This is a genomic window from Nitrosospira lacus (genome assembly GCF_000355765.4).
GTDB classification, from domain to species: Bacteria; Pseudomonadota; Gammaproteobacteria; order Burkholderiales; family Nitrosomonadaceae; genus Nitrosospira; species Nitrosospira lacus.
Window position 1 is genome coordinate 1,568,203 of sequence record NZ_CP021106.3, and the last position, 22,671, is coordinate 1,590,873.

General features: G+C 52.0%; 24 protein-coding genes and 3 tRNA genes. 14 read left to right on the top strand and 13 right to left on the bottom strand.

Going from position 1 to position 22,671, the window contains the following annotated elements:
* Window positions 1-27: 27 nt before the first annotated feature.
* From EBAPG3_RS06965 to EBAPG3_RS06985, 5 genes are all read right to left on the bottom strand, one after another.
* Window positions 28-2,946: a bifunctional diguanylate cyclase/phosphodiesterase gene (locus EBAPG3_RS06965; protein ID WP_004180059.1), complete on the bottom strand. Its 2,919-nt coding sequence runs from the start codon at window positions 2,944-2,946 to the stop codon at window positions 28-30.
* A gap of 13 nt (window positions 2,947-2,959) precedes the next feature.
* Window positions 2,960-4,246, bottom strand: coding sequence for a porin family protein (locus tag EBAPG3_RS06970; RefSeq protein ID WP_004180057.1), 1,287 nt, complete (start codon window positions 4,244-4,246; stop codon window positions 2,960-2,962).
* Window positions 4,227-4,676 (bottom strand): substrate-binding domain-containing protein, encoded by a 450-nt coding sequence (locus EBAPG3_RS06975; protein WP_227869284.1) that lies wholly within the window; start codon window positions 4,674-4,676, stop codon window positions 4,227-4,229. Before EBAPG3_RS06975 ends, EBAPG3_RS06970 begins: the two co-directional genes overlap by 20 nt.
* Before the next feature lie 221 nt (window positions 4,677-4,897).
* Complete coding sequence (locus EBAPG3_RS06980) at window positions 4,898-5,692, bottom strand: PEP-CTERM/exosortase system-associated acyltransferase (protein WP_004180053.1); 795 nt, start codon at window positions 5,690-5,692, stop codon at window positions 4,898-4,900.
* A gap of 627 nt (window positions 5,693-6,319) precedes the next feature.
* Window positions 6,320-6,406 (bottom strand) — tRNA-Leu (locus EBAPG3_RS06985).
* A gap of 73 nt (window positions 6,407-6,479) precedes the next feature.
* Between EBAPG3_RS06985 and rnr the strand changes: the two genes are divergently transcribed.
* The 7 genes from rnr (at window position 6,480) to dnaB (ending at window position 12,860) form a co-directional block, all read left to right on the top strand.
* Window positions 6,480-8,666: a ribonuclease R gene (gene rnr / locus EBAPG3_RS06990; protein WP_004180051.1), complete on the top strand. Its 2,187-nt coding sequence runs from the start codon at window positions 6,480-6,482 to the stop codon at window positions 8,664-8,666.
* Window positions 8,667-8,714: 48 nt separating this feature from the next.
* A complete protein-coding gene (gene rlmB, locus EBAPG3_RS06995; RefSeq protein ID WP_004180049.1) occupies window positions 8,715-9,455 on the top strand; it encodes a 23S rRNA (guanosine(2251)-2'-O)-methyltransferase RlmB in 741 nt (246 codons plus the stop codon).
* Window positions 9,456-9,816: 361 nt separating this feature from the next.
* A complete protein-coding gene (gene rpsF, locus EBAPG3_RS07000; RefSeq protein ID WP_004180046.1) occupies window positions 9,817-10,194 on the top strand; it encodes a 30S ribosomal protein S6 in 378 nt (125 codons plus the stop codon).
* 17 nt (window positions 10,195-10,211) lie between these two features.
* Window positions 10,212-10,508: a primosomal replication protein N gene (gene priB, locus EBAPG3_RS07005; RefSeq protein WP_004180044.1), complete on the top strand. Its 297-nt coding sequence runs from the start codon at window positions 10,212-10,214 to the stop codon at window positions 10,506-10,508.
* A 19-nt stretch (window positions 10,509-10,527) separates the two neighbouring features.
* On the top strand, window positions 10,528-10,812 hold the full coding sequence (rpsR, locus tag EBAPG3_RS07010) for a 30S ribosomal protein S18 (protein WP_004180039.1): 285 nt from the start codon (window positions 10,528-10,530) through the stop codon (window positions 10,810-10,812).
* Window positions 10,813-10,823: 11 nt separating this feature from the next.
* Window positions 10,824-11,279, top strand: a complete 456-nt coding sequence (gene rplI, locus EBAPG3_RS07015) for a 50S ribosomal protein L9 (RefSeq protein WP_004180038.1) — start codon at window positions 10,824-10,826, stop codon at window positions 11,277-11,279.
* 192 nt (window positions 11,280-11,471) lie between these two features.
* Complete coding sequence (gene dnaB / locus EBAPG3_RS07020; protein WP_004180037.1) at window positions 11,472-12,860, top strand: replicative DNA helicase; 1,389 nt, start codon at window positions 11,472-11,474, stop codon at window positions 12,858-12,860.
* 109 nt (window positions 12,861-12,969) lie between these two features.
* Here dnaB and EBAPG3_RS07025 read toward each other — a convergent pair whose 3' ends face one another.
* The 3 genes from EBAPG3_RS07025 to queD all read right to left on the bottom strand — a co-directional run bounded on the left by EBAPG3_RS07025 (window position 12,970) and on the right by queD (window position 15,512).
* Window positions 12,970-14,403, bottom strand: a complete 1,434-nt coding sequence (locus EBAPG3_RS07025; RefSeq protein ID WP_004180036.1) for a PhoH family protein — start codon at window positions 14,401-14,403, stop codon at window positions 12,970-12,972.
* Window positions 14,400-14,870 (bottom strand): peroxiredoxin, encoded by a 471-nt coding sequence (locus tag EBAPG3_RS07030; RefSeq protein ID WP_004180035.1) that lies wholly within the window; start codon window positions 14,868-14,870, stop codon window positions 14,400-14,402. Before EBAPG3_RS07030 ends, EBAPG3_RS07025 begins: the two co-directional genes overlap by 4 nt.
* 177 nt (window positions 14,871-15,047) lie before the next feature.
* On the bottom strand, window positions 15,048-15,512 hold the full coding sequence (gene queD / locus EBAPG3_RS07035) for a 6-carboxytetrahydropterin synthase QueD (RefSeq protein WP_004180034.1): 465 nt from the start codon (window positions 15,510-15,512) through the stop codon (window positions 15,048-15,050).
* 16 nt (window positions 15,513-15,528) lie between these two features.
* Between queD and EBAPG3_RS07040 the strand changes: the two genes are divergently transcribed.
* The gene (locus tag EBAPG3_RS07040) at window positions 15,529-16,389 is read left to right on the top strand and encodes a radical SAM protein (protein ID WP_004180033.1); all 861 of its coding nucleotides are present in this window, start codon (window positions 15,529-15,531) and stop codon (window positions 16,387-16,389) included.
* A 78-nt stretch (window positions 16,390-16,467) separates the two neighbouring features.
* On the opposite strand, the gene EBAPG3_RS07045 is transcribed toward EBAPG3_RS07040, so the two are convergent.
* Window positions 16,468-16,752, bottom strand: coding sequence for a helix-turn-helix domain-containing protein (locus tag EBAPG3_RS07045; RefSeq protein WP_004180031.1), 285 nt, complete (start codon window positions 16,750-16,752; stop codon window positions 16,468-16,470).
* A gap of 293 nt (window positions 16,753-17,045) precedes the next feature.
* Here EBAPG3_RS07045 and EBAPG3_RS07050 point away from each other — a divergent pair, with 293 nt between their 5' ends.
* From EBAPG3_RS07050 to EBAPG3_RS07060, 3 genes are all read left to right on the top strand, one after another.
* Window positions 17,046-18,275, top strand: coding sequence for an aspartate kinase (locus EBAPG3_RS07050; protein WP_004180027.1), 1,230 nt, complete (start codon window positions 17,046-17,048; stop codon window positions 18,273-18,275).
* A gap of 83 nt (window positions 18,276-18,358) precedes the next feature.
* Window positions 18,359-18,451: transfer RNA gene (locus EBAPG3_RS07055), tRNA-Ser, on the top strand.
* A gap of 111 nt (window positions 18,452-18,562) precedes the next feature.
* Window positions 18,563-19,573, top strand: coding sequence for a zinc-dependent alcohol dehydrogenase family protein (locus tag EBAPG3_RS07060; protein WP_004180025.1), 1,011 nt, complete (start codon window positions 18,563-18,565; stop codon window positions 19,571-19,573).
* Between the two features lie 58 nt (window positions 19,574-19,631).
* Here EBAPG3_RS07060 and EBAPG3_RS07065 read toward each other — a convergent pair whose 3' ends face one another.
* Window positions 19,632-19,988, bottom strand: a complete 357-nt coding sequence (locus tag EBAPG3_RS07065; protein ID WP_004180023.1) for a DsrE family protein — start codon at window positions 19,986-19,988, stop codon at window positions 19,632-19,634.
* 376 nt (window positions 19,989-20,364) lie between these two features.
* Here EBAPG3_RS07065 and EBAPG3_RS07075 point away from each other — a divergent pair.
* Window positions 20,365-20,441, top strand: a tRNA-Arg gene (locus EBAPG3_RS07075).
* A gap of 74 nt (window positions 20,442-20,515) precedes the next feature.
* Here EBAPG3_RS07075 and EBAPG3_RS07080 read toward each other — a convergent pair.
* Entirely contained in the window at window positions 20,516-20,752 is a 237-nt protein-coding gene (locus EBAPG3_RS07080) for a hypothetical protein (RefSeq protein WP_040852985.1), read from the bottom strand.
* Window positions 20,753-20,834: 82 nt separating this feature from the next.
* Here EBAPG3_RS07080 and EBAPG3_RS14945 point away from each other — a divergent pair, with 82 nt between their 5' ends.
* Both EBAPG3_RS14945 and EBAPG3_RS15595 read left to right on the top strand, forming a co-directional pair.
* Complete coding sequence (locus EBAPG3_RS14945; RefSeq protein WP_004180019.1) at window positions 20,835-20,990, top strand: hypothetical protein; 156 nt, start codon at window positions 20,835-20,837, stop codon at window positions 20,988-20,990.
* Window positions 20,991-21,372: 382 nt separating this feature from the next.
* A complete protein-coding gene (locus EBAPG3_RS15595) occupies window positions 21,373-21,900 on the top strand; it encodes a PEP-CTERM sorting domain-containing protein (protein ID WP_085922081.1) in 528 nt (175 codons plus the stop codon).
* Window positions 21,901-22,115: 215 nt separating this feature from the next.
* Here EBAPG3_RS15595 and EBAPG3_RS07090 read toward each other — a convergent pair whose 3' ends face one another.
* Both EBAPG3_RS07090 and EBAPG3_RS07095 read right to left on the bottom strand, forming a co-directional pair.
* Window positions 22,116-22,304 carry a hypothetical protein gene (locus tag EBAPG3_RS07090; protein WP_004180017.1) on the bottom strand — a complete coding sequence of 63 codons (189 nt, stop codon included), beginning with the start codon at window positions 22,302-22,304 and terminating at the stop codon, window positions 22,116-22,118.
* Complete coding sequence (locus tag EBAPG3_RS07095) at window positions 22,301-22,573, bottom strand: hypothetical protein (protein ID WP_040852980.1); 273 nt, start codon at window positions 22,571-22,573, stop codon at window positions 22,301-22,303. Before EBAPG3_RS07095 ends, EBAPG3_RS07090 begins: the two co-directional genes overlap by 4 nt.
* Between the last annotated feature and the right edge of the window lie 98 nt (window positions 22,574-22,671).

The window sequence follows — 22,671 nt, forward strand, 5'->3', positions numbered from 1 at the left end:
AAGACTGATATTTCAGGCTTCTCCTTCTCATTCCCGCAAGAAATCCTTGAAGGGCGACTCATGCGCCGGCCCCGGCGTTCCTACCCAATAACCTTGCGCATAGTCTACCTGCATTTTTTCGAGCAGCGAAAATGTTGCGGCACTCTCTACAAACTCAGCCGTTGTTTGCTTCCCAAATCCTCTGGCCACATCACATAACGCTTTTACCAGGATCTGATCATCGGGATTGTCGGCTAGATTCCGTATAAACGAACCATCGATCTTTACTACATCGATCGGGAGCTGCCGGATGTAATAAAAGGAAGAGAAACCGACGCCGAAATCGTCCAGCGTAAAACTGCAGCCGAAGGTCTTGATTGTCTCCATCAGTTTTCGTGCTGCGGGCAGGTCTTCCAAAGCCGCAGTCTCGGTTATTTCAAACATGAAGGTGGAGGGATCCGCGCCATATGCAGCGAAAGCCTCTGTCAAGGTGGACAGTAATTCGGGGTCGTGGAAGGCATGGGCGGACAAGTTTATCGAGAAACGGATATTGTGTCCCCGGTGCTGGATTTCGGCCGAGAGGGCAATGGATTTCCGCAAAACCATATGATCGATGGCATGAATAAGACCGGTTTGTTCCGCCGCGGGAATAAAAAGATGGGGGGCAAGTATTGTCCCGTCATTATCGCGCATGCGCAACAGGACCTCGTAATGATCGATGGTCTTGCTCGGAATATGCATAATAGGCTGGAAATAAAAGAAGAACCTGTCATGCAGAAAGGAATATTCGATCTTCTCTTTCCAATATACGAGCGTGTGCATGCGCTCGCGGGTTTTCTCCTCGTTGGAAAACAAATGCCAGCCGCCACGGCCCGCTTCCTTTGCCTGGTACATGGCGAGATCCGCTGCCGCCAGCAGATCATGAACATTGTTCCCATGCTCCGGAAAGAGGGCAATACCGATACTGGCTGATGCTTTATGAGTTCGACCATTTACCGTCAGCTTTCCCTGGCTCATGGCCGCCAGAGCATTTTTTGCAACTTCTATGGCTCCTTCGGAAGTGGTTTGCGGTAATATCACCGCGAATTCATCCCCACCCAGCCGTCCGAGTATATCGACGCTGCGTATGCTGCCAAGCAGCATACGCGCAACCATCTTCAATAAAGCATCGCCCGCCTGGTGTCCGCTCGTGTCGTTGATGTACTTGAACTGATCAAGGTCGAAAAAGAGAAGTGCGCCCGTATAGTTATAACGGGCAGCCAAATTGAGCATCTGCTCCAGTTCCTCCTGGAAGCGGCGCCGATTGAATAGATCCGTAAGCGGGTCATGATCGGCCAGCCACGCCAGCCTGCCTTCCGCACGCTTATGTTCCGTCATATCGAGCCCTACCGATAATATCGCCGGATCATCCGCGGCGTGCCGCGTCAGACGGGAATGCAGCCAGAGTATGTGACGTACCGAGTCATCCTTGCACAAAATATTGGCTTCATGACGCAACTGGTCTCTTCGTTCAGACCGCACTTCCGCAAGATGAGCGGACAGGTCCTGCAGATCATTGTCGGGAGCGAGAAGTTCGATGAAGGGCTTTCCTTGCAGTTCCTGCTCCGTATACTGAATAAGCATCTCGCCATGGGCATTGAGCATCATGATTTTGCCATTGGCGTTTTGTGTCAATACAATAACCTGCGCAATATCGAGCAGGTTTGTAATGAAATCCCTTTCCTTGCTCAACTCATCCATTTTCCCCGCTAATATCCGCGTCCGGTCTGCGACCTGATCTTCAAGCTTCTCGAGTTGATAAGACAGGGCAACCGCTGTTTCATCGAGCGTGTCAATTTCATCCTTTAGCCATCGTTTCTGGCTGGCGGAATGCAGTGACGAGCGGAATTTTTCAAAATTACTGTGGGCCAGGAGCGGTAAGGCAAAGACAATGTGCTTGAATCGCGACAGCGGCTTTGTAAGGATTACAAACAAGAGTATTACGGAAAGCAGAAGTCCCACCAAGCCTGTCATTGCATTTTGCCACGTCAAACTGTTGATGACGTCAATGGTGGAAGTGATATCGGTGATAACGATCAACGCTTTGCCGGCTGGATTTCCTCTCCCCAGCGAAAGCAGTCTTATTTGCTGGTGACGGCCGCCCAAGGAAACCTGTATACCATTTTCAAGGTTATTAAAATCGGGGTATCGTTCGGCGGCTTCGAGGAGAATTGCGAGGCTTTTTTCTTTGCTGGTAAGCGCGGCAATCCGCACGCCCCAGTTTGGAATTCTCATACCATTATTTTTAGGCGCGTTGTCCTGTTCCTTGATAAACAAGCCAATATCGGCGCCTGATATATTTTTGAACCCCAGGACGGCATCGACCAGAGAGATGCCGATGACGACCACGCCAACGCTTATTCCCTCAACCAGCAAGGGGGCCACAACAAACTGCATGCAGCTTTCTACACAACTTAAAGGACTGATGGGCTGTTCTTGGGCATTAACTTCGCGAACCCAATTCAGCATCGCTTCGTTTCCGTGCATCTCGGATTCAGGGTTGCCCCAGTTTGCCAGCAACTGATTCGACTTATTATAGAAACGTACCAGCTCAATGCCCTTGTTGAGTTGAAGGGGAGTCCAGTAAAGCTCAAACGTTTTCGCAATATCCTCACCGTTGCTCCCGAGCAGGGCGGTGCTCATGCCCTCCAGGGAAGGGATCATTTCAGCCCATTGATGTAAATCCTGCGAGATTTCCTTTATCAAGCCTTCGACTTCGCTGGCATAACGCTGATGCTGCACATCCCTTTCGCGTTCAAAGTTGTCTATCAGGCGAAGGTAAGTAATCGCACTGAACGATGCTACGATGGCGAACAGTATCAGGCTGCTCAACAACAAGACTTTCCATTTCAGGCCCAGAAATCTTTGGGATCCGGAGCTTGCGGTACCGTCACGCCGTACCGCGCCTTTATGGAGATTCTGTTGCATGAATATGCTGTCCCTAGAACCGATAGGAGCCAAGGATTGAAAACAGATCCCAGTGCTGAGACAAGTTGCCAGTATTTGGATTATCCAGGGTCGAGAGCCACGCGGTGCCGTTTACGCGGTGATATTCCGCGCGCAGCATGAATTCGGGCGTGATGTTCCAACGGAGGCCGACGGTTATATCCTTGGCAAAGCGGGTATGGGCGAGGCCGGCTCTGCCAGGCTGGGCAGCCGCCCATTTTTTTCCATGAGGATCGTCTTTGTCCGTAAGCAGAACATCGTAACGAACAATGCCTTCCCACTCGGGAGTAAAGCGGTAGGCACCTTGAAAATAATAGCTCTCGCCGTAGAAATCCAGGTTGGGCATGACGCCAAAATTGTTGTACTGAAGGCGGCGGAGCGCATATTCTGAAGTGAGGCTCCAGCGTTCGGCATTATATTGTGCGGAAAAGATCAACGGGATAAAGTGAATCGAGCCTCCCTGAAGCACATCACTCGCGCCAGGAATGTAACGGATGTTCAACTGTGATGCGCTGACCGCAAAGCGGATACGCCCGCCGTCAAGGTCATAGTTAACGCGGCCAGTATAGGAGATTTCCGGCGCCAAATGACCCGGAAATTGTCCCCCGAACACGGCCGCCTCGGCTTCGGCACCTCGAACCAGTGGACGCACCACGCCTGCCTGAAAGGAGATATCCCCCAAATCGGAACGGTACTCCCCGTACAAATGGACGCCATCGGCGGCGAGCGCGAGCTTGCGGGTACGGTCGAAGTAGATGGATTGGGGTAGCAGAATGCTCGGCCGCGTGAAAGGAACGTCGCGCGTGTCGTTGTAGAAGCCCAGGGGAGTTTTCATTCTGCCGAGCCGTATTCCAAGTTGGCTGCTCTCCCCGGAGAAATACCTGTAGTCCATGAATCCAAAATCGAGACGGACATTGCCCGGGCTACCTTCGCCAGCGGTGCGCGACAGCATTTGGGCCGAAAATTGCAACCTGGTCAGAGGCCGCATCGAAGCGTTCAACCCCAATTCCCTGAAGTCGAAGCTGCCGCTATCGGAACTGCTCTTGCCAAAAAAGTTGTTATTACCCGAACTCATCAGCCAGGATTGGCTCGCGAAGCCATGAATTTGCAAGTTGTGAGGTAATGGCGGCAGCTTTGGCAGCGTAGGCAGCGACGGAAATTTTGGCAGCTTTGGCAGGTTGTCAGCTTGTGCAGAAAAACTCCACAGGAGTGCCGGCAGGGCAATCGTAGCGATGACCCATCGGAAACGCTCACGCGAACCGCTATTTGATCTCAAGTACATTGACTCTGCCATCCGTCTTGGATTTGATTAAATAGCCGATTGCTCCGGGCGTGCTGGCAACCCTGGCAAGCATTTCGTCCGTGGACATTACGGTATCGGGCGCCTGGCCCGTACCGGAAAATACCAGCCGATCCCACGCGGAGCGCAACTGGTACGGGAAGACATTCAGTTTTTCCTTCGAGAAGGCGGCATGCAGGGGCGCATCGTCAGGCATCACAAATACTTTGATTGCTGTGCCGTCAGGCCAGGTATGCAGGCGCATGCCGAAGATGGCGCGGAGAGAACTTTTGGACAGTGTCTTCTCATTCACGCTCGGATGGGTCACAATTTCATAGGGTTCCCCTGCCCAAGCCATGTTCATGGCGGGGTTCATGCCGAGCAACAGGCATAGCAGTAGAATGAAGCGGCCAGTGTTTATTCTAGTTATCACGGGTGTTATATGATTTATTCGTTCGCGCTATCCACTAGGGCCTATTTGGGATCAAGATCATCAGAAATAGAAATTGAAACAGAACAGACAGACAGCAAACCGGGGATGCGCTTTGAGCGCACCCGCATTTGCAATACTGCCGACTCCTTATCGTTCAGCCTTTACCGGGCACATTTGATAACAATGCCACGGATAAAACTGCAGAAATCTTTTAAGATCTATCACTCGACTGCTTCCAGCAAAGGTTCAGCAGCGGGTATGAAACTTTGCGTGGACTTGCCGGATATTGGCCTGACCCGGCCGTAGTCGGTAACCAGCTCCCAAAACTGGTGGTGGTTTTTGTGCATTTTGTCCAGCATTTTGATTAGATCGACATGATAGGGTCCGCGTTGGCCATGGTGTTCGATAATCGGTCCCACCGGATCGAGCTGAAGTCCGTAGAGGCTCAGCAGTCTATTCAATGAAGGCTCCATTACAGATAACCAGTGAGTGATATTATTTTCAGCCGACATGCGTATGATGCCGACAGCAAGCGCCAGTAGTGGGTGAGGGAAGCGCCGCTTGTTCACCGGGTTCCATTTTTCAATGTCAGCTCCTTGCTGAAGCGCACGCAGGGGTTCATCGCTGCGCCGGGCGAAGCGGCGTATAACGACCAGACGCGATATCTCACCGGTATGCCGCCGCGGTACTTTACTCATGTCAATAAGGGCAGGATCAAGCCGGGTGTGCTGTTCGGTTGGAAGCAGTTTCTTCGGGTCCAGTTGATCGGGAAGTATCAGGCGCGCGGTTCCGACAAATTCGCCAGACGGACGATGCCGTAGAAGTATATGGGATGAATGACGGTCGTAGTCGTCACTTTCCATCTCTGTGGGATACTTCGATGCTTCGAACCCCGGGGCGCGCTGCTCGATGCAATACACCTGGTAGCGCAGCTGAAATGCGCGACGCAACAATTCCGGAGAGGATGCGTCAATCACTTCAAAGTATTCGTTAAAAGCGGCAACGATATCATTCATTGGAGAAACTCCAGTAGTTGTGAGAGTAATCTGCTGGCTTGAATATCACTCTTGCATCGCTTCCGTGGAGAGATTTGCCCACCGTGTCAACAGAAATCGGGATTCACGGTGAGGTTGGGTCGCAAGCCAGGAACCCCTTCCCTTGTATTACGGCGCTGTTCACATAAAATGGAATTGAATCCATTTTTTTGCTTTCTACACGGCACATCATACGAAGTTAATCCCTGTGCCATTATGACGAATAAGGGGGTAATGACCTGCATCCAAAACGTTATGAGACAACGGATTGAAAACTGTGGATAGCTGTAAGATTTTACAGCTGGAAAATACCAAAATCGGCGGCATCCGGTAACCGTGGCTAATTCACGCGAAAACGGGTGTCATTTCAGCTGTGGAAATTACGCAAAACGTTACGAGGTTGATTATATTCCGCCGCTGTCCATCGGGGCCTGCCATTCGTTATCAGCGGCACAGCCTTGAGGTTGCTCAACCTTTTCTTCGATACCGTGTACAGCCTGCTATAATTCCGAAGCCAAACGGTATGGTATCCACCTGAACCACGGAACAACCGTGCAGTTTCCGCACATACGATACCCTTGCGCTTTAACGGGAAGCGTGTTTATATCATGGTGCCCAGAAGAGGACTCGAACCTCCACAGTGTTGCCACCGCTAGGACCTGAACCTAGTGCGTCTACCAATTCCGCCATCTGGGCAATGCCTGCTTTCTGTCTCGATAGGGGACAGAGGCGCGGGATAGAGGCGCCAATTCTATAGGAAATCATTGCTTTGTCAATCAAGAAGAAACGCGACCTCCGCAGTCTGGATCCTCATCTTGAACGTGAGAAACAACGTTACGGCCACGCGCTGCCAAGCAGGGAGTTCATGCTGCAAATCCTGGAAGAGCAAGGTGTGCCCGTGAATGAAACAGCGTTGCAGGGCCTGCTTGAAATCACCCAAGAAGAAAATGAAATTTTCAGCCGCCGTATTTCCGCAATGGTGCGCGAAGGTCAAATCATGCGTAACCGCAAGGGCGATATCTGCGTGGTGGAGAAGCTCGATCTTATCAAGGGAAGGATACAGGGGCATCCGGATGGGTTCGGATTCCTGGTGCCCGACGATGGCAGTCCGGATTTGTTTTTGAGTGCCAAGGAAATGCACAAGGCGCTGCATGGCGACCGGGTGATGGTGCGCGAGATTGGCGTGGATCGGCGCGGGCGCAGGGAAGGGGCCATTGTGGAAGTACTTGAGCGCGCCGTCACGCAGCTCGTGGGAAGGTTGCACGCCGATCATGGAATACTGTTTGTAGAGGCGGAGAACAGGCGCATCAGCCAGGACATCCTGATACCGAGGGAAGAATCCATGGATGCCGGGGCTGGCCAGGTAGTGATGGTGGAGATCATCCAGCAGCCGAGCAAGCATGCGCAACCCATTGGCCGCATCGTCGAGATTCTGGGTGAGTACACCGCGCCGGGAATGGAAATTGAAATTGCCCTGCGCAAGCATGACCTGCCTTATCTGTTTCCACCGGATGTGGAAAAGCTTTCCAGCAGATTTCCGGAGAAGGTGCTAACAGAAGAGTTGGGGGAACGAGAGGATATCCGTCACCTGCCGCTGGTGACCATAGACGGCGAAACGGCGCGGGATTTTGATGACGCGGTGTATTGTGAGCGTGAAGGGAAGGGTTTCAAGTTATATGTTGCCATCGCCGATGTCAGTCACTACGTGCGTCCACATGATGCACTGGATCGGGAAGCGCTTAACCGCGGTAACTCGGTTTATTTTCCGAGACGTGTGATCCCGATGCTGCCGGAAGTCCTTTCCAATGGTTTATGCTCGCTCAACCCGCAAGTGGAACGCTTATGCATGGTGTGCGAGATGTCGCTGGATGCCGCGGGCGATTTTGGCGGCTACCGGTTTTATCCTGCGGTAATGTATTCCCACGCCCGGTTGACCTATACCAAGGTAGCAGGGATGCTGGACAATCCCAAGGGGGAGGACTCAAAGCAATATCAAGAGCTTTTGCCGCATATTCAGCTGCTCTACAAATTGTTCAAGGTTCTGCTGAAAGCAAGGAAGAAACGCGGAGCGATCGATTTCGAAACCATTGAAACGCAGATGATATTCAACGCTCAAGGCAAAATTGAGCGTATCCTCCCGATAAAGCGGAATGATGCCCACCGCTTGATCGAAGAATGCATGCTGGCGGCCAACGTATGCGCATCGGATTTTCTGCAAAAGCACAAACAACCCACGGTTTATCGTATCCATGAGGGCCCTACGCCGGAAAAGCTCGTTGCCCTGCGTGATTTCCTCAAGGAATTCGGCGTCCAGCTGAGTGGCGGCGATGCGCCCAGTGCCAAGGACTACGCCAGGACGCTGACCAGGATAAAGGATAGGCCTGACGCGCAACTGTTGCAGACCGTCATGTTGCGATCCTTGCGTCAGGCGGTCTACAGTCCCGATAACGTGGGTCATTTCGGACTTGCTTACGAGTCGTATACCCATTTCACATCCCCCATCAGGCGTTACCCCGATTTGCTGGTGCATCGTGCCATCAAGGCGGTGCTGAGCGGGACCGTGTACTCTCCTGGCGACTGGCACGAACTGGGCATGCACTGCTCCCAGACGGAGCGCCGCGCGGATGACGCAACGCGCGATGTGGAGACATGGCTCAAGTGCTATTACATGCAGGACAGAATCGGCGAATGTTTCGAGGGGGTCATCAGCGGTGTAACGGGTTTCGGCCTGTTTGTGGCGCTGGACGGTATTTATGTGGAAGGGCTGGTGCATATTTCCGAGTTGCCCAGCGATTATTTTCATTTTGACGCCGCCAAGCACATGTTGCTGGGTGAGCGCAGCGGTAAGCGCTACCGTCTTGGTGACCGGCTCAGGATCAGGCTTGTGCGGGTGGATCTGGAGTCAAGCAAAATCGATTTTGTACTGGCTGGAGAGGGTGCCAGGGATTCCAGCTAAATCCGTCAGGCCATCCTCCTCGTCCCACCTGAAATACGTATTGAGAGAATGTCTAATCTCCGTCTTATATTCGGTTTCCACGCCGTTACCAGCCGTTTGCGGCAGAATCCCGGCAGCATCCGGGAAATTTTTCTTGATTCTGCCCGCCGCGACCAGCGTGCACGTGATTTGGCAAAGTTTGCCGAGGTTCAGAATATTCGACTGATCTCCTGCGATCAGACAAGACTTGCGGCGATGGCAGGCAATGCCCGCCATCAGGGCGTGGCGGCAAATATCGATGCGTCCCGCAGCCATGTGGACATCGAAGATGTGCTCGACACGCTTGTGGAGCCGGCATTGCTTTTAGTATTGGATGGTATCCACGATCCGCATAATCTGGGTGCTTGCCTGCGAGTAGCGGACGCTTTTGGCGTTCACGCTGTCATTGCGCCAAAAGATCGGGCCGTTGGGCTCACCGCCACCGTGCACAAAGTAGCGAGTGGCGCTGCCGACGCTGTACCGTACGTTTCCGTAACCAATCTGGCTCGTACCCTGCGAGAATTGAAGCAGCGCGGTATAACCCTGGTTGGAGCCGCCGCCGACGCGGACAGCGATCTTAATTCCGCCAGATTGGATGGGCCCATTGCCTGGGTGCTGGGTGCGGAGGGGAAAGGCATGCGCCGGCTTACGCGCGAAACCTGTGACCAGCTTGTTTCCATTCCCATGCTGGGCAGCGTGGAAAGCCTGAACGTTTCCGTCAGCGCTGGCATATGCTTGTTTGAGACCCGTCGGCAGCGGGCAGAACATTAGACAGGAAAGGAAATTCTTGAATAAATCTCCGTGAAACGCCTGCCGCCGGGCGGGGCCATATTTTGCACCCTTTTTCGGCCGATAGAACTATCGGTCTTCAGCAGCCGTCAAAAGCGGCGCTCATCGGAATTGCTTTTTTGCTTCGATCCCGTGCCCGCAGGCTGCTGACGTTGAGAGCATCGGGGAAAGAAACAGAATTTAAAACCCCGATTAATTTCCGTCCGCGCTACTCTTATTTCAATATATTGTTTCGAATACCTTTACTGATTGATATTTTTGTTCTGGTTCAGTATAGTACCGACCTCTTAACCTTGCCCCACCGGGTTCGCATCTCGGGGGGCTCTACCCATAAGGAGACTGCATGCGACATTATGAGATCATTTTCATTGTCCACCCCGACCAGAGCGAGCAAGTCCCCGCAATGATCGAGCGGTATCGCGGCATAGTAACCGCAAAAAACGGCCGGATTCATCGCCTTGAAGACTGGGGACGCCGTCAGCTTGCCTATTTGATTCAGAAAGTCCACAAGGCGCACTATGTCCTGATGAATATTGAATGTGATCAGGAAACCCGTGACGAACTGGACCATGCGTTCAAGTTCAACGACGCGATACTACGCCATCTAACCATTAAAATGGATGGGCCGGTGACTGCGGCTTCGCCGATGATGCGCGAGGAAAAAGCAAAGCCGGCAACGCCTGCGGCGGATGAACTCAGGGAAACCACTCTGGTGGCATGAGGTTTGGATAAGCTGATTTGAATTGCAACCAGACCGTAATTTGCGGCAGGATTATCAAAATAGGCGATCTGCGTTATACGCCAGCGGGTGTGCCAGTGGCAGAATTCAGAATCAGCCATATTTCGCGTCAAATCGAAGCGGGCACGCCGCGCCAGGTAGAATGCGAAATTTCTGCGGTTGCATTGGCACAAATGGCTGAAACCATTTCCAGTATGGCACTGGGTACCAAGGTGAAGTCAACCGGTTTTTTGGCTAAAAAGAGCCGGATGAGTTTGCAGTTGGTGTTGCATATAAACAATATAGATCTCATTTAGAGAAACAGGAAAAAGAATTATGGCTCGTTTTACTACACGACGAAAAGATAGCAAGGATAAGGAAAAGGATAAGAAGGCCAATCGTCCCTTGTTCAAGCGCAGGAAGTTCTGCCGTTTCACCGCGGAAGGTATTCAGACGGTGGACTATAAGGATATCGAGATATTGAAAGATTTCATCAATGAAAATGGCAGAATCATTCCCGCCCGCATTACCGGCACTAAATCGCGTTACCAGCGCCAGTTGGGTATTGCCATTGAGCGTGCACGCTTTCTCGCACTGCTTCCTTACACTGATTTGCATTGAGGGACGACAATATGCAGATCATACTGATGGAAAAAGTTGTCAACCTCGGCCAGCTGGGTGATGTTGTCAAGGTAAAGAATGGCTATGCGCGAAATTTTCTGATCCCGCAAGGTAAGGCAAAGCGGGCGACGCCAGCCGCCATTGCGGAGTTCGATGCAAAACGTGCCGAACTGGAAAAAACGCAGGCGGAAGTTCTGGCCGATGCCCAGGCCCGTGCGGCAAAACTGGACGGATTGATGGTGCAAATCACTCAGAAAGCCGGAGTGGATGGCAAGCTGTTCGGTTCGGTCACCAACGCAGATATCGAGGAAGCGCTCAAGGCTCAGGGTTTTGAGGTTGAACGGTCCATGATACGCATGCCGCAAGGATCATTAAAGCAGGTAGGTGACCATCCGTTGACTATTGCGTTGCACAGCGATGTATTGGCGCATATCGTCGTATCAGTCCTCGGTGAAGCCACTTCCTGAGTGCAAGCAGGCTTTTATCGGGGCAAATAAAAAGGGCTGCTAGCAGCCCTTTTTACATGCCGCCGATGCCCGGCCCGGCCTTCAAAGCCGTCAAAATCTGTCCTCGCCCGGTCATTTTCTGCTTCATTCCTCAAGTCCGGCAGGCTCCTAGTGGTAGAATCTTTCCAATACCTGTAACGTCATCCGGATTCCATGGCTCAATTCCTCGCCACAGCCACCAACGATCAGTCGCTCGAAACCTACAAAATGCCCCCGCATTCGGTCGAGGCGGAACAGTCCGTGCTGGGTGGACTGATGCTGGACAATCATGCCTGGGACAAAGTGGCTGACGTCATCACCGAGGATGATTTTTACCGGCAGGATCATCGCCTTATTTACCGGCATATTTGCAAGCTGGTCGAGCACAGCAAACCGGCGGACGTAGTGACCGTGGCAGAGTCGCTTGAAATGTCGGCGGAACTGCAAAATGTGGGCGGATTAGCCTATGTTGGCGTGATGGTTCAAAATACGCCGTCCGCAGCCAATATTCGCCGCTATGCGGAAATCGTGCGGGAGCGGGCGGTAATGCGCAAGCTGGCCCAGGTTGGATCGGCGATTGCCGAATCCTCCTACAATCCCGCCGGGCGGTCCGCCGCGGATTTGCTGGATGAAGCGGAAGCCAGGGTGTTTGAAATAGCCGAGGCGGGGGCGCGGGGAAAGCAAGGCTTTGTCGATATCCAGCCGCTCCTGAAGCAGGTTGTGGAGCGTATCGAGACGCTCTACAATCAGGACAACCCCAGTGATGTGACGGGCGTTGCGACCGGTTTTCATGACCTCGATCAGAAAACCTCGGGTTTCCAGCCTGGTGACCTGATCATTGTTGCGGGCAGGCCCTCCATGGGTAAAACCGCATTCTCCCTCAATATAGCTGAACATGTGGCGCTGGAGCTGGGAAAGCCGGTGGCGGTATTCAGCATGGAAATGGGGGGAGCACAGCTCGCGATGCGGATGCTGGGTTCCGTGGGGCGCCTGGATCAGCACAAGGTACGCACCGGCCGCTTGCAGGACGAGGATTGGTCCAAGCTGACCCATGCCTTGGGCAAGCTGAGTGACGCCCCCCTGTTTATCGATGAAAGTGCTGCCCTGAACGCATTGGAACTCAGGGCGCGGGCGCGGCGGCTTTATCGTCAGCATGGTGAGCTGGGGCTGATTGTGGTGGATTATTTGCAGCTGATGTCCGCCAGCGGCCAAGGTGAGAATCGTGCCACCGAGATTTCAGAAATCTCCCGTTCTCTGAAAGCGCTGGCAAAAGAACTGCAGGTACCCGTCGTTGCGTTATCGCAATTGAATCGCAGCCTGGAGCAACGTCCGAACAAGCGTCCGGTCATGTCGGATTTGCGCGAGTCGGGCGCCATCGAGCAGGATGCGGATTTGATTCTGTTTATTTACCGTGATGAAGTCTACAACCCGGACACGCAGGACAAGGGAATCGCCGAAATCATTATCGGCAAACAGCGCAACGGCCCCATAGGTAAAGTTGATCTCACTTTCCTCGGTGAATACACCCGGTTTGAGAGTTACGCCAAATCCGGGCATTATTAACCATCCAATTCACGACCTCAATGCGCGAATTACCTGCCTGCCGTGCTCCGTAACTTCTGAAAACAGTTGCTTGCCATCAATCCTGAATCCAGCAGTTGGCTATACCGTCCTATAATACTTCCGCCGCATAATCCGCCAACCTTGAACGCTCTCCACGTTGCAAGGTTACATGTCCGTTGTGATCCCATCCTTTGAATCGATCGACCACGTAGGTCAGTCCAGAGCTTCCCTCGGACAAGTAAGGCGTATCTATTTGCGCGATGTTGCCCAGACAGACTACCTTGGTGGCGGGGCCGGCCCGAGTAATCAAGGTTTTCATCTGCTTGGGCGTGAGATTCTGCGCTTCATCGATGATCAGAAATTTGTTGATGAAAGTGCGGCCACGCATGAAATTGAGCGATTTTATCTTGATACGCGAGCGAATCAGGTCGCGTGTGGCGGCGCGCCCCCATTCTCCGGCATCGTTGTCGGTTTTGTTGAGCACATCCAGATTGTCTTCCAGCGCGCCCATCCACGGCGTCATTTTTTCTTCTTCGGTACCCGGTAGAAAGCCGATGTCCTCGCCCACCGGCACGGTGACACGGGTCATGATGATTTCAGAATAAACCTTGTACTCAAGCGTCTGCATCAAACCGGCGGCCAGCGTCAGCAAGGTTTTACCCGTGCCGGCCTGTCCCAATAGCGTGACAAAATCCACTTCCGGGTTCATCAGCAGATTGAGCGCAAAATTCTGCTCGCGGTTGCGTGCCGTGATGCCCCAGATATTGTTTTTCTGGTGCGTGTAATCCTTGAGCGTCTGCAGAACCGCAGTCTTGCCGCTACGCTCCTTGACCAGGGCGTAGAATGGCTTGTCATGCTCCAGATAAACAAACTGGTTGATCAGGAAATGAGTGCAAAGCGGGCCGCTTACGCGATAAAACGTATGTCCGGACTGTTGCCACGATTCCATCTCCTTGCCGTGCCTGTCCCAGAAATCCGCCGGGAGTTCCTGAATGCCGGAATAGAGGAGATCGGTATCTTCCAGCACTTTATCGTTGAAGTAATCCTCCGCCGCCAGTCCAAGCGCCCGCGCCTTGATGCGCATGTTAATGTCTTTGGAGACCAGCGCGACGCTGCGGTTGAGGCAGGTCTCGTGCAAGAATTTAACCACGCCGATGATCTGATTGTCGGCGCTGCCACTTGCCAGCCGTACTGGCAGAACGCTACTGATTGCCTGGGTCTGGAGGAACAACCGTCCGGTCGCGTTCTTGCTGCCATGCGATTCCAGTGAAATGCCCTCATCGATATCCGCTATCGCGCTGCTCACGATCTCATCCAGGAAACGGCTTGTCTGACGGGCGTTGCGCGCCACTTCCGACATCCCTTTCTTGTTGTTGTCGAGTTCTTCGAGCGTCACCATGGGAATATAGATATCGTGCTCCTCGAAGTGGAACAGACTGGTGGGGTCGTGCATCAGTACATTGCTGTCGAGTACAAATAGCTTGGGGTGAGCCCGCAAACGTGTGACGGTAGTAATGGGAGAAGCCGATTTTCTGGGGCTCATGGCTCCTCTCTGGACAAGGTTTTCACGAACTCTAGCACTTCCTGAACATGGCCGGGAACCTTGACCCCCCGCCATTCCCTCCGCAACGTTCCCTTCGCATCCAGTACAAAAGTACTGCGCTCTACGCCGCGAACCTGCTTGCCATACATATTCTTCATCTTCATGACATCGAACAATTTGCAGACGGCCTCATCGCCGTCGCTTAAAAGCTCGAAAGGAAAATCCATTTTCGTCTTGAAGCTTTCGTGCGATTTAACGCTGTCGCGCGAGATACCTACAATGTCACAGTCGAGTTTGGTGAATTCGCTGTAAGCGTCACGGAACTGCTGGCCCTCGGTGGTACAGCCGGGCGTGTCATCCCTGGGGTAAAAATAAATCACCAGGTTCTTCCCGGCGGAATTGGATAGACTGAATACCTTGTTGCCGGTGGAAGGAAGCTCAAAATCTGGAATGGGCTGAGTTAGCATGGGAAAAGCCTATTTTGAATGACTCGCAAAAAGATTCGCTTGTAAATTTCTTCATTTTGCATGGTAACAAAAAGAAGCCATAAAGCAAATCGACCGTTGCGCCAGGAGGGAAAGTGCTTGCAGAGTATCAATAAGGCTGTAGACGATTTTGTGCCGGGAAGGTCGATTGGGAGTAGACTATCCCGCAGGGCCAAATACTTGACCTCGCGTCGCATCGGCCCAGCAATTGGGGGTTTCAAACAAGCGCACTTGCTCCAGTCTGAGATGATTGCCGTAGCTATCCCGGTAGGCCGTGTCAAGTATACGGAACGCGGTGAGCGCGAGATTTTCCGCTGTGGGTGGTACATCCAGCACAACTGTCTTGTGTCCATCAAGAGATTGAAGAAATTCCATTACTGGCACGTCGTCCGAATAGGCCAGGAATGCGTGATCCCATTTATCTACCAAAACAGCGCTGGCGATACGTTTTACTTCCGAATAATCCATCACCATGCCTTGCTCGGCGGCGCCTGCCTCAGTGATAATGTCACCTGACAAGGTAATTTCAATAGCGTAACGATGGCCGTGCAAGTGGCGGCATTTGCTATTATGGGAAGGTATGCGGTGGCCGGCGTCGAATTCCAGCCTGCGTGTGATTAACATTACGGAGATTGTAGCATTGGAGAGCACCTCCAAACTATTGAATATTGCGGATCATAGCCGCGATAGCGCAGGGTTGACCTATATCTATCCGGTTGTATCGCGCCGCGCCGGAGGGGTGTCGGTGGGTGTCAATCTGAATCCCAACAATGCTTGCAACTGGCGTTGCATTTACTGCCAGGTTCCTGAACTCAAACGCGGGACGGCGCCGGTGATTGACCTGGCCCGGCTCGAAAATGAGTTACGCGCGTTTCTGCATGAAATTCAATATGGCAATTTCATGCGGGCACAGGTGCCTTTGGGCGCAAGGCGCATCAACGACATTGCTTTGTCTGGCAACGGCGAACCCACCAGCGCCGAAGAATTTGAGCAGGTGATCGAGTTGATTGGAAGAGTGAAGTGTGACCATGATTTGCCCAGGGATCTTAAATTGGTGCTGATTACCAATGGCAGCCTGATTGACCGGCCGGGCGTACAGGCGGGCTTGCGCCGGATGGCGGAGCTTAATGGCGAAGTCTGGTTCAAGCTGGATAGCGTCACGCGCGAAGGAAGGCAGCGCATCAACAATACACGAATGAGCTTGAAGCGGATGCGCGAGAATCTGCAACTGGCCGCATCCCTTTGTCCTACCTGGCTGCAAACCTGTATATTTCAAATCGATGGCAGGCCACCTTCCAGTGCGGAATCCGACGCCTATCTTGAATTTATAGAGGAACTATTAAGGGAAGACGTGCCGCTCAAAGGAACCTTGTTATATGGCCTCGCGCGTCCATCCATGCAGCCGGAAGCTCCGCGGCTTACAAGAGTCGATCAGATATGGATGGATGCATTTTATACGAAAATTCAGTCGCTCGGCCTCGCCGTTAAGCTCAACCCGTAGCGGTCACACGCTGTCCCGCCAAATGATTCAATCGGACAGGATCATGGCCGTCTGGCCGCGACGACCGTTTTACCAGGGTTATTTTGATCTGGCGGTTTTTTTCAGGCTCTTGTATAAATCGGGATCCTGGCTTTTCAACAAGGCGGCCACAATGAGATCATCTTTTCTGATCTTGGCCAGATCGATATGCTCGATATGCACAAGTCGTACGAGTTCTCTCACCGGCCTTGGCATATTTCGCCCGCTTTCATAACGGGAACCACCACTTTGAGTGACACCTACCTTGCTCCAGAAATCATGCTGATTCAGGCCAAGCTTACGCCGGATATCGCGAGGGTTGGATATTTCTTCAAAGAGTTTCATAAGGGCAGCTCTCCATAGGTTATGGTATGGGTTATGTTATAGGATTATTGCACATTCATAAATTTAATTTGTTTTCCTGCTCAATGCAAGTCATAAGTGCATGCTGCTTGACATTGTTCATGGTTGCCTGGTTATCATTATTGCATATGTTTAGTTTTATTTCCGGTAATCGGGTAAAATTCCCCTTTTTACGGAATCAATTTTTTCACCGCTCGATGCGTAATTGATTCAACATATACGACCCCTTTGTTTGCGGCAGAGTTCCCTATTATTAATATAGAAAATCCGGTAACGTGACACTGATTATTCAAAAATATGGCGGCACCTCGGTTGGCAGTACTGAGCGCATCAAAAATGTTGCCCGCCGGATAGCAAAATTTCAATCCCGGGGCCATCAGGTAGTGGTGGTGGTGTCTGCCATGAGTGGAGAGACCAATCGCCTCATTGCCATGGCGAAGGAATTTCAGGCCAAACCCGACCCGCGCGAACTGGATGTCATGGTGTCGACCGGGGAGCAGGTTTCAGTTGCCCTGTTGTCTATGGCGCTGATGGATCTGGGCGTCAAAGCAAAGAGTTATACTGGCGCACAAGTGCGAATACTTACCGATAGTGCCTATACCAAAGCGCGCATACTGAAAATTGATGAGGAGAGGATCCGCGCTGATCTCGATGCCGGATATGTTGTAGCGGTAGCCGGATTTCAGGGGGTCGATGATACCGGCAACATCACCACGCTGGGCCGCGGCGGGTCTGATACCACCGGTGTGGCATTGGCGGTGGCGCTCAAAGCCGAAGAATGCCAGATCTATACCGACGTGGATGGCATTTACACGACCGACCCGCGCATCGTCCCCGAAGCCAGGAAACTCAAGACCATCACCTTTGAGGAAATGCTCGAGTTGGCGAGCCTTGGTTCCAAGGTGTTGCAAATTCGTTCGGTGGAATTTGCCGGTAAATACAAGGTCAGGTTGCGGGTGCTGTCCAGTTTCGATGAAGAAGGCGAGGGCACCCTGATTACTTTCGAGGAAGGCGAGAACATGGAACGCGCAATTATTTCAGGTATTGCATTCAACCGCGATGAGGCGAAAATTACCGTGCTGGGTGTGCCGGATCGTCCGGGCATTGCTTATCAAATCCTTGGTCCGGTTGCCGATGCCAATATCGATGTGGATATGATTATCCAGAATGTCGGTCACGATGGCATGACGGATTTCTCATTTACCATAAATCGGAACGAGTTCGCGAGAACCATGGATATTCTTGAGAATCAGGTGCAGCCCCATATCGGTGCACGCGGTGTAATCGGCGGCGACAGGATAGCCAAGGTATCGGTGGTAGGCGTGGGAATGCGTTCGCACGTCGGCATCGCCAGCAGAATGTTCCGAGCCCTGGCGGAGGAAGGTATCAACATCCAGATGATTTCCACTTCCGAAATAAAAATTTCCGTGGTGGTGGACGAGAAATATATGGAACTTGCGGTGCGGGTGCTGCATAAGATTTTTGAACTGGATCAGGTAGCCTGAAATGCTGCGGAAACACGCCGTTGTACTACGATCCATTTGTTTGACCGGAGAGTGGTAAAACGCTATCCTAATGCCTCTTTTATGGAGAGATGGCCGAGTGGTCGAAGGCGCTCCCCTGCTAAGGGAGTATAGGCTCAAAAAGCTTATCGAGGGTTCGAATCCCTCTCTCTCCGCCAAATAGTTTTGCCAAATCGGGTTATGGCATTCTTCCTCTGGCGAGTCCCCCAATTTCGATTGTTATCGCCATTGTTATACTTGGGCTCAACAATTGAGCTTTGCGGGGCGATATGTCCGAGCTGAATTATTCCATGCAAGCGATGGTGCTGGATGAGCCGGGACAAACGGTGCATATGCGCTGCCTGCCCCGTCCCCTGCCAAATCCGGATCAATTGCTGGTCAGGGTAGCGGCCTGTGCCGTTTGCCGCACGGATTTGCATATCGTTGACGGCGAGTTGCCCAACCCAAAATTACCCATTATTCCCGGACACGAAATCGTGGGCCGGGTGGTATCCTGCGGAACAAATGTTCCCAATTTTTCAATTGGGGAGCGGGTTGGCATTCCCTGGCTGGGCTGGACCTGCGGTCACTGCCGGTATTGCCGCAATGGCCATGAAAATTTATGTGAGGACGCAAAATTTACCGGCTATCAAATCGATGGCGGCTATGCGGAATATGCCGTGGCGGATGCGCGGTATTGTTTTCGCATACCTGAAATTTATAGCGATGTCGAAGCTGCACCCTTGTTATGTGCCGGCCTGATTGGTTATCGTGCGCTCAAAATGGCGGGGAGCGCCGATCGGGTCGGGATTTACGGCTTCGGCGCCGCGGCTCATATCGTGGCGCAGATTCTGCGCTATCAAGGACGGAAATTATTCGCGTTTACACGCCCCGGTGATGTGACAGCACAGGACTTTGCCGATAAGATGGGTGCGGCGTGGGTAGGCGGCTCGGATAGGATGCCGCCCGAAGAGCTTGATGCCGCCATTATATTTGCACCCGACGGTACCCTGGTGCCTGCCGCGCTACGCGCCATTCGCCCCGGTGGGATCGTGATTTGCGGCGGTATTCACATGAGCGACATTCCCGCTTTCCCTTACAGTATTCTATGGCGCGAAAAACAGCTGGTCTCCGTTGCCAACCTGACCCGCCAGGATGCCGAAGAATTCCTGGCATTGGCACCGAAAGTGCCTGTGCGAGTGACGACCGAATCACTGCCGCTCAGCCAGGCTGGCACCGCGCTGATGAGACTACGAGAAGGAAAACTGACGGGTGCGGCGGTACTGGTGCCAGATTTGTGAGCTTCGGAACGGTGAATTCAGCCCATAACAAGTTTCTGCCTGATTACCCGCGCATAGATCAGAAAGCGACGCACTTCTCGCGTTCGGCCACCGCTTTGATATAGTCGCCCATGGCCTTGATTGCCGCGCTGGGTACGAGATCGGGTTCACCAATCTTTCTTGCCGTGGCGCAAGCCCCGCAAACCCATATGGGGATTCCCGCAGCCTGAACAGCCGCTAGAACTTCTTTTAATGGTGGCAGGTTGACACCCGTTACATGATCGGCAATTCCAGACCGGGCAAGCGTTACAGCCTCGTTCCAAAGAAAAAGAATTACATCATGGCCTTGTTCCCGTGCGACTTTCGCAGCCATGAAAGGCAGCGTAGCCATTGTGGGATCATCGGTTCCATGGCTTCCAGAGATGATGAATTGCATAGTGGTGTCCTTTCATGTGGCAGGCGGTTGGTCAAGTTATGCTCCTTCGGTGCCTGATTATAGAATGTGTCGCCGAGGTAAAGAAGTAATGGAAATTAGCGATTTCCGAAAAATTTTAATTGAGTGGAGCTCACTTTGACTTGATGAGCCCCCAATCTGGTATAATTATGCTTGGCAGCCTGTTGGACTTAAAGGAAATCGGCTGCAAAAGCGTCTGGCCGGTTCATATTTTGCCACTTTTTCGGTCAATAGAACATTTATTGGCTTTCAGAATGGGCAAAATCTGCCCTCGTCCAGCTACTTTTTCACTTCGATTCTTCAAGTCCGACAGGCTGCTGGCAATTTTGAATGACGCGAGTAAAATTGACCAGCTTTAGCGCCCGTAGCTCAGTTGGATAGAGTACTTGGCTACGAACCAAGGGGTCGTGGGTTCGAATCCTGCCGGGCGCGCCAGATGATGCGGTTCTTCACGGAACCGCATTTTCTTTTTGTACTATAGAATCACGAGTGCGCTATAGAATTTCACTTTAATGGCTTAACACGCTCTGGTTTGCGTCTGTAAATAGCCTCAGTAGTGCGTGCATCGGCATGCAATCGTGGATGATCGTGGGGCGCAGTACCCAGTTCGTTGCTCCGTCCGCTTTGTAGGGAAACCCGTATCGAACTTCCCCGTAACCATTTTTCACTTCACCGCTGGCTATATTCTTGAACGCTTCTTTCACCCATAGCCTGTCACCGGGCGGGCGGTAGGGGCAATCGATCATATCCGGCGCATGTCCTTTTCCGTCCAACCGTTCCCTTTGCCGCCCTAACCAGAGACGGACCCCAAGAACACTCGAGGAATTCTTGCCATACCAGATCCACCTGGATGCCGAAAGGTTCAGCGTTTATACCGGCGAAAGCCAGAAATATGCATATCAACAAACAAGAGTGGAACCCAAGGGCGTGGCGTGGCTGGCGGAAATATATGCCGTTAAGTCGAGAGAGAAGATGGTGGTGTGATCGACCGAAAATCGGGTGAGCTGGAGGGGCATGGGTTGGTTAATAGGTAGTGTTCGAGATTTTAGCTGACAGACATGTCGGATTCAGGTTCAGGTTAATTAACGGTTACCGCTATGTACGCGATATAGATATTTCGGTACTATTATAGATAAGTAAGCTCAGGAGCACGTATTGTCCCTTGATAGTCTGTTCTGACGATTGGCGCCTGTCGCTCATCAGACTTACAAACAATAACCAATATGACGCAGGGAGAAGAGAGATGTATTGTAGATTTCTAGTGCTTGCTAAGATAACGGTACTTGCTTTTTCGGTAATTTGGCCGAGTCTAACCGTTGCGGCTACGTTCAATTACTCATTTACGGACAGAATTACGTCTGACGGAATGGAACCACTTCCAGGCTCACTTTCTTATCTTACGATAAGCGACGGGGACTATGGTGTAGAGTTACGTCTAACGACGGTTCCGACTTCTCTTAATGGTTGGATCAGTGAACTGAGCTTTGATCCGAGTACGCCGTTGCCAATACAGATGAGTAAAGATACTCCCACCACACCGGGAGAGCCATTTTTTGAGGCACCGTCAGGTATTGGTAGTGGGAGTGCATTTAACATCAACCCTTGGAGTCTTGCCTATCATTTTTTTTCATTTGAGCGCCAAATATACGATTTGGAAACATCCCATATAGCAGTAATCAAGATCAAAGGATTGGATTCGAGCGCTCGTGCTCAGGATTTTCATCCCCTCGGTATCCTTGCAGTTGGCAGCCCAGGTGCAAAAAGTTTATATGGTGCTGACTCAATGCAGATTCAAGCTGTATTAGCGCCAGTTCCCGAACCCGAAACATATGCTATGTTCCTGGCTGGCCTCTGCCTACTGGGCTTCATGGCACGTCGTTGCAAGACTGCTTAAGAAAAGATCCTAATCATGAGTCACAGAGCGCAAATGTCCCTTGTGGCTTTTGCTTGCAACCTGCTAACTGTGCGGGTTTTTATTTCTGACTTAACCTGAAATGCCAAAACCCATTAGGCGAAGTTTGACACGCTGGATGTGATCGGGGAGAGGGTGATGGCGGAGATGGCTGATAGCTTGGAGGAATATGGGTTAATTGCGCGAAAGTGTGTTACTCAGTTGATGTTTCCTCCATCATGAAGCTCCTTGATCGTTTTTCCCGGCGTATCCTTCCTTGAACTTCCCATTCCGCTGGCGTTTTCCCTCGTTTCTTTCCCCAAAAGGTAGCCAACAATAGTACCCAGTAATCCCATTACCGGGGCGATCTGTGTCTTGTCGGTTTGATCCAACTGTTGGTGTGTCACTGGTTTGCTCCTTTTTGCTTTTGCAGCTCTGCCTCTAAGAGCTTAATTTTTGCTTCCAGTAGGGAGATTTTCTTCTTCTGGGATTCGACCAAAGCTTCCAGGCGCGATGTTTCGGTTTCGCAGGTAGGATTGCCATCCTCACGAAACCTCCCGGGTGCTTGGGCTTCCTGATAGCCTTGCCCTGTTCGAAAATTCCCAGGGGCTCGTTGCGCAAGAACTGACATAGTCAAGAACGCCAACGCTTGAGTAGAAAATGCATTCCATTTCATCGAAAATCTCCTAATGCGTAACATAATCAAGAGTCGTTTGGGCTGGACACTCTTCATATGGTGAATTAGGATTCTTGGGGTGCAACCACGATGAATGC